Annotated in this window: 5 protein-coding genes; 3 read left to right on the top strand and 2 right to left on the bottom strand. The window is 69.9% G+C overall.

Annotated elements, in window-relative coordinates:
* Window positions 1-194 precede the first annotated feature (194 nt).
* Window positions 195-467: a GlsB/YeaQ/YmgE family stress response membrane protein gene (locus OTB20_RS23340; RefSeq protein WP_267820296.1), complete on the top strand. Its 273-nt coding sequence runs from the start codon at window positions 195-197 to the stop codon at window positions 465-467.
* A gap of 230 nt (window positions 468-697) precedes the next feature.
* On the opposite strand, the gene OTB20_RS23335 is transcribed toward OTB20_RS23340, so the two are convergent.
* Entirely contained in the window at window positions 698-1,798 is a 1,101-nt protein-coding gene (locus OTB20_RS23335) for an acetate/propionate family kinase (RefSeq protein WP_267820294.1), read from the bottom strand.
* Complete coding sequence (locus OTB20_RS23330) at window positions 1,795-4,170, bottom strand: phosphoketolase family protein (protein WP_420716469.1); 2,376 nt, start codon at window positions 4,168-4,170, stop codon at window positions 1,795-1,797. The genes OTB20_RS23335 and OTB20_RS23330 overlap by 4 nt, the downstream gene beginning before the upstream one ends.
* Window positions 4,171-4,312: 142 nt before the next feature.
* Between OTB20_RS23330 and OTB20_RS23325 the strand changes: the two genes are divergently transcribed.
* Window positions 4,313-4,936 (top strand): flavodoxin family protein, encoded by a 624-nt coding sequence (locus OTB20_RS23325; RefSeq protein ID WP_267820290.1) that lies wholly within the window; start codon window positions 4,313-4,315, stop codon window positions 4,934-4,936.
* A gap of 101 nt (window positions 4,937-5,037) precedes the next feature.
* A complete protein-coding gene (locus tag OTB20_RS23320) occupies window positions 5,038-5,994 on the top strand; it encodes an LLM class F420-dependent oxidoreductase (protein WP_267820289.1) in 957 nt (318 codons plus the stop codon).
* The last annotated feature ends 9 nt before the right edge of the window (window positions 5,995-6,003 follow it).

Raw genomic sequence — 6,003 nt, 5'->3', positions numbered from 1 at the left:
TCCTCGGCATGCCCACCGACGACCCCTCCCTGAACGTCACCCGCAGCCGCCTCGGACGCCTCACCCGCCAAGGCTTCCTCACTCAGCCCGGACGGGGCCTCTACCGGAAAGGGACTTAACGACCTCTAAAGTCTGCCCGGCGGTGCAGACGGTGAACTGACACAGGGTTCATACAACAAGGTAGGAGACGCATTATGGGCATCATCGCTTGGATCCTCATCGGACTGTTCGCCGGCCTCATCGCGAAGATGCTGATGCCGGGCAAGGACCCGGGCGGGGTCATCATCACCATGCTCATCGGGATCGCCGGCGGTCTGCTCGGCGGCTGGCTCGGCAAGGTCATATTCGGCGTCGACTCCATCGACGGCTTCTTCGACCTCTCCACCTGGATCGCCGCCATCATCGGCTCCGTCATCCTCCTGGCCCTCTACCGCCTCGTCGCCGGCGGTCGGCACCGTCACGCCTGACCCCACGCGCCCCGAGTTCCCGGGCCCGCCGCGAACCGCGGCGGGCCCGCGTGATGCCCGGGGGCCAGGCACAAGAGCCATGGACCGGCGCGCCGGTGCGGGAAGCCGGCCGGGCCCTGCGCGCGATCCCGAACTCGCCTACGAGGAGCACACGCGGCGAACGCCGCCACTGGATCGTCGGCCGATTCCGGCGGCAGCTCCTCGCGCTGCGGCATGTAGGGGATGTAATTTTACCGTCCGAGGCAGGCCCGGGTTTCGCGGGCGATCTGCTGGATCTCGCCGGTGGGAACGACGAGGACGGGCACGGCCGCTCCAGGAGTACTGACCGCGACGGGCTCGGTCGGGTTCTCAGGGCTGAGGCCGCCTTTGATCCCGAGCACGGCCAGGCCGCCGGCCACGGCTTCTCGGACTTCGGGCTGGTCCTCGCCGATCTCGCCGGTGAAGACGAGAGCGTCGATGCGGTCCAGGGACGCCGCGACGTGGGCCACGCCCCTGCGTACACCGAGCGTGAACACCTCCAGGGCCAAGCCCGCGTCGGTGTCGCCGGATGCACGGGCCCGGACCAGTTCACGGGTGTCACCGGACGTTCCGGACAGTCCGAGGAGCCCTGAGTCGCGAGCGAGGACCTCCTGCAGCTGTTGTGGCCCGTACCCCGTCTCGGTTTGCAGCCACAGCAGCATCCCGGGGTCGATGCTGCCGCTGCGGCTGCTCATCGCCATCCCTTCCAGTGGAGTGAACCCCATGGTCGTGTCCACGCTGCGGCCCTCCCGCACGGCGCAGGCCGAACAGCCGCCGCCCAGGTGCGTGATGACCAGCTGGAGGTCCTCCACCGGCCGCCCGAGAACTTCAGCGGCTCGGCGTGCCGCGTATGCGTAGGACAGGCCGTGGAAACCGTAGCGGCGCAGGCCGTGGCGTTGGATCCACGCCCGTGGCAGGGCATAGGTGTGGGCGGCCTGGGGGAGCCCGCTGTGGAATGCGGTGTCGGGGCAGGCGATGTGCGGGATATCGGGAAGGAGCCGGCGGGCGGTGTCGAGCGCGGCCAGCGCGGGTGGCATGTGGAGCGGGGCGAGGTCCGCGACCGATCCGAGCAGCGCGCGTACGGAGCCGTCCACGACGGCGGGCCGCCGCAGGTGGGGGCCGCCGTGGACAAGGCGGTGCCCGCAGGCGGAGACCGGCGGGCACGCGCCGAGGAGTTCCTCCAGCGCGGTGCCTGCCCCGTCGTCCGACGGCTTGTCGAGGTCCCTGCGGGCCAGAACCTGGTCCGCCTCGTCCAGGACGGCGAGGTGAAGGCTGGAGGAGCCCGCGTCGAGAACCATGACGGCGCCGTTCACGCAGGCCACCTCCACTGGGTGATCTCGGCGGGGTCCGTGCCGGTGTGGCGCAGTTCCGCGCGGAGCCGGTCCCGTCGGAGCGCGTAGTCCCCGGCGAGTGCCGCGGCCCGGCCGTGGCGGGTGCCCAGGTACTTCAGGGCTGTGATGGCCAGGTCGTGACGGGAGGTTCCGTTGAGGGCGAGCAGGTCGTACGGCGTGGTCGTGGTGCCTTCCTCGGCGTATCCGCGGACGTGGAACCGGTCGGGGTTCGGACGCCCGTGGATCAGCTGGTGCACGGCGGACGGGTACCCGTGGAAGTCGAAGACGACGGGAGTGTCGTCGCCGAACAGGTCGCGGAACCGGTCGTCCGCCATCCCGTGGGGGTGCCGGTCCGCTGGCGCGAGTGCGCAGAGGTCGACCACGTTCACGAAGCGGAACCTGGCCTCGGGGAGGTCGCGGCGCAACATGTCCGCCGCGGCGAGCGATTCGACGGTGGGGATACCGCCGGCGCACGCGAGAACGACGTCCGGGTCCTCACCGTCGTGGGTGCTCGCCCAGGGCCAGGCGGAGGCGCCGGCGCGGCAGTGGGCGCGGGCCGCGTCGAGGTCGAGCCACTGGGCGGCGTCGTGCTTGCCCGCGACGACGATGTTGACCTTTCCGGTCTCGTCCAGCAGCTCCTCCATGACGAGGAGCAGGGTGTTCGCGTCGGGCGGCAGATAGACGCCGGTGACACTGCTCTTCCTGTTCAGCAGGTTGTTGATGAACCCAGGTCCCTGGTGGCTGTATCCGTTGTGCTCCTGGCGCCACCCCTCGCTGCTGAGGAGGTAGGTGAGGCTGCTGACCGGGGTGCGCCAGGGGACCTCGCGGGATGCCTTCAGCCACTTCGCGTACTGGTTGACCATGCTGTCCACGATGGGGGCGAAGGCTTCGTAGGTGGGGAACAGGCCGTGCCGGCCGGTCAGCAGGTAGCCCTGGAGCCAGCCCTGGCAGTTGTGCTCGGACAGCATCTCCATGACCCGGCCGTCCCGGGTCAGGTCCTCCGAGTACTCCTCGACCGGCCAGACGTAGGCGCGGCCACTGGCCGCCAGGACGGCATCGAGCTTGTTCGAGGCCAGTTCGTCCGGGGAGACGATGCGGAAGTCGCGATTGGCCGCGCTGCTCAGCATCAGCTCGGCCAGCCAGTCGGCAAGGACTCGGGTGGGACTCGCGGTGGCGGTGCCCGGCCCCTTGGCGACGTCGACCGCGTAGGGCCGGAGCGGTGGCAGCGAGAGGGGCCGGCGCAGACGGCCGCCGTTGGCGGCGGGCTGGGCGCCGATCCGGGCGGCACCCGCCGGGACGCAGGCGAGGACGTCCGGTACGGGACGGCCGTCAGCGTCGAACAGGTCCTGGGGCCGGTAGGAGCGCAGCCAGCCTTCGAGGGCCCGCAGCTGCTCCGGGTCGTCGTGGACGTCGGGCAGTGGAACTTGGTGCGCGTGGAAGGTGCCCTCGATCGCCTTGCCCTCGACCTCTGCGGGCGAGCCCTGCCCTTTGAGGCTGCGCAGCACGATCATGGGCCAGGCGGGACGGACCGGTTTGTCGCCCGACCGGGCGCGGTCCTGGAGGTCCCGGAGCACGGTGTGCGCGTCGAGGACCGCTGCTCCGAGGGGGTCTCCCGGAGGGTCGCCGGTGACGTCCACGATCCGCGGATCCCAGCCGTAGCCGCGGAACAGCGCGGTGAGTTCCTCGTCCGACATTGTCGCGAACACCGTCGGCGAGGAGATCTTGAAGCCGTTGAGGTGGAGGAAGGGCAGGACCGCGCCTCCGGTCACCGGGTCGAGGTATTTGGTGGAGTGCCAGGCTCCGGCGGTCGGCCCGGTCTCGGCCTCGCCGTCCCCGACGATGCAGGCGACGATGCGGTCCGGCGCGTCGAGGGCGGCGCCGAACGCGGTCGCCAGCGCGTAGCCGAGTTCACCGCCCTCGTGCATGGTGCCGGGGACGGACGGTGCGAGGTGGCTGGGAAAGCCGTCGGGCGCGCAGTAGCGGCGTGCCAGCTCGCGCAGCCCGGCAGCGGTCCTGGCCAAGGCGGGGTCGTAGTCCTCGTGAGTGCCTTCGAGCCAGAGGTTCGCATGGAGGGCCGGGGCGCCGTGCCCGGGGCCGGTGACCAGGAGGACGTCGGCATCGCGCTCCCGGACCAGAGTGTTGAGAGCGGTGTGGACCATCGTGATGCCGGGGCAGGTGCCCCAGTGGCCCAGGAGCCGGGCCTTCAGGTGTTCTGGACGCAGCGGTTCGGTCAGCAGGACGTTGTCACGGAGGAAGATGAGGGCTGCGGCCACGTAGTCCGCAGCCCGACGGTAGGTGTGCTGGTCCGGCTGTCCGGGCTGCTGGACGGACTCGGTCACGGGACTGCTCCGCATCGTCGGGGGCACGCTGCACGCTTGCGCGCCTGCCCCCTCGTACTTGTCTGAATCAATGCCGTCACCAGGAGAGCGGACGCCGGGTGGGTGGATTTCAGAGCCCAGGCGATAGCGAGCCGCGAGGCCGGGTAGCCGGGCAGATATGGAAACGAACGAGACCACACCTCTGCGGGCTGTCGCCCTGGTTTGCACGCTGTCCGCCTCTCCCGCCCCGTCGAGTTCCCAGCTACTGGCGGAGCAGACCATGGCGGCCCTGGCCGAGCACGGCGTTACGGGCAAAACGATCCGGATCGCGGATCATGACGTGAAGCCGGGCGTGGAGACCGACATGGGTGGTGGTGACGCCTGGCCGGAGATCCGGGACACGGTCCTGGGCGCCGACATCCTGATCCTGTCGACACCGATCTGGCTGGGGCACGCCTCCAGCATCGCCCAGCGGGTCCTGGAGCGGCTGGACGCGGAAATCTCCGAGACGGACGACGAAGGCCGCATGCTCACCTACGGCAAGGTGGCCGGTGTCTGTGTGGTCGGCAACGAGGACGGCGCCCACAAGGTCAGCGCCGACCTCTTCCAAGGCCTCAACGACGTCGGCTTCACCCTCGCCCCCAACGCCGTCACCTACTGGGTCGGCGAAGCCATGCAGGGCACCGACTATCAGGACCTCGACAAGACCCCGGAGAAGACCGCCGCCACCACGGCCACCCTCGCCGCCAACACCGCCCACCTCGCCCGCCGCCTCAAGCGCGCCCCGTACCCGCCCAGCTGAACCGGGGGCCAACGGCCTTCGGCTTCGACTCGGACCACCTCCTCGGCCGGGCCGGGCCGGACGGGGCCGGTTCCCAGCACCCTGATTGAACGGAGCGCACCATGACCGAGTTCGGCTACTTCCTCTCCTGCGAGGAGTTCACCCCCGGCCAACTGCTGGATCAGGCACGGAGGGCGGCCGACGCCGGCTTCACCCGGCTGGCGATCTCCGACCACTTCCATCCGTGGAACGACGCACAGGGCAGCAGCCCGTTCGTATGGTCCATGATCGGCGCCCTGTCGCAGGCGGTCGACCTGCCGGTCACCACCCTCGTCACCTGCCCGACCGTCCGATTGCACCCGGTCGTCACGGCCCAGGCCGCAGCCACATCCGGCGTCCTGCTGGACGGCCGCTTCACTCTCGGTGTGGGCACTGGTGAAGCGCTCAACGAACACGTCCTGGGTGACCGCTGGCCCCGCCACGCGGAACGGTCGGACATGCTGGAAGAGGCCGTGGAAGTGATGCGGAAGCTGTTCACCGGCGATCTCGTCAACCACCAGGGGCGGCACTACACCGTCGACAACGCCCGCCTTTACACCGTCCCGCAGACCCCGCCCCCCGTCTACGTCTCCGGCTTCGGACCGAACGCCGCGGAACTGGCCGGCCGCATCGGAGACGGCTTCGTCCTCATGGGCCCCGATGGGGACCTGATCGAGGCCTTCCGCCGGGCCGGCGGCGCGGACAAGCCGGTCATCGGCGGCCTCAAGGTGTGCTGGAACCCCAACCGGGAGCGGGCCATCGACACTGTCCACCGCCTGTGGCCGAGCGAACTACTGCCCGGGGAACTCGGACAGATCCTGCCGACCCCCACCCACTTCGAACAGGCCGCCGAACTCGTCACCCGCGATCAGGTGGCGGAGAACACCCCGTGCGGGGACGATGCCGACGAGCACATCACCGCGATCCGCAAGTACGTCGAGGCGGGCTTCGACGAGGTCTACGTCGGACAGATCGGCTCCGAACAGGACGCGTTCTTCGACAACTACGGCAAAACCGTACTTCCGGCTCTCACCGGCTGACATGAGCCG

It is taken from the genome of Streptomyces sp. H27-H1 (assembly GCF_026627445.1).
Classification (GTDB): Bacteria; Actinomycetota; Actinomycetes; order Streptomycetales; family Streptomycetaceae; genus Streptomyces.
Note: the sequence above shows the minus strand (reverse complement) of the source record. Positions and strands in the feature narration are given on the sequence as shown.

Coding starts and splice junctions, on each gene's coding strand:
- OTB20_RS23325 (WP_267820290.1), top strand. CDS start 4,313: ATGGAAACGAACGAGACCACACCTCTGCGGGCTGTCGCCCTGGTTTGC.
- OTB20_RS23330 (WP_420716469.1), bottom strand. CDS start 4,170: ATGCGGAGCAGTCCCGTGACCGAGTCCGTCCAGCAGCCCGGACAGCCG.
- OTB20_RS23320 (WP_267820289.1), top strand. CDS start 5,038: ATGACCGAGTTCGGCTACTTCCTCTCCTGCGAGGAGTTCACCCCCGGC.
- OTB20_RS23340 (WP_267820296.1), top strand. CDS start 195: ATGGGCATCATCGCTTGGATCCTCATCGGACTGTTCGCCGGCCTCATC.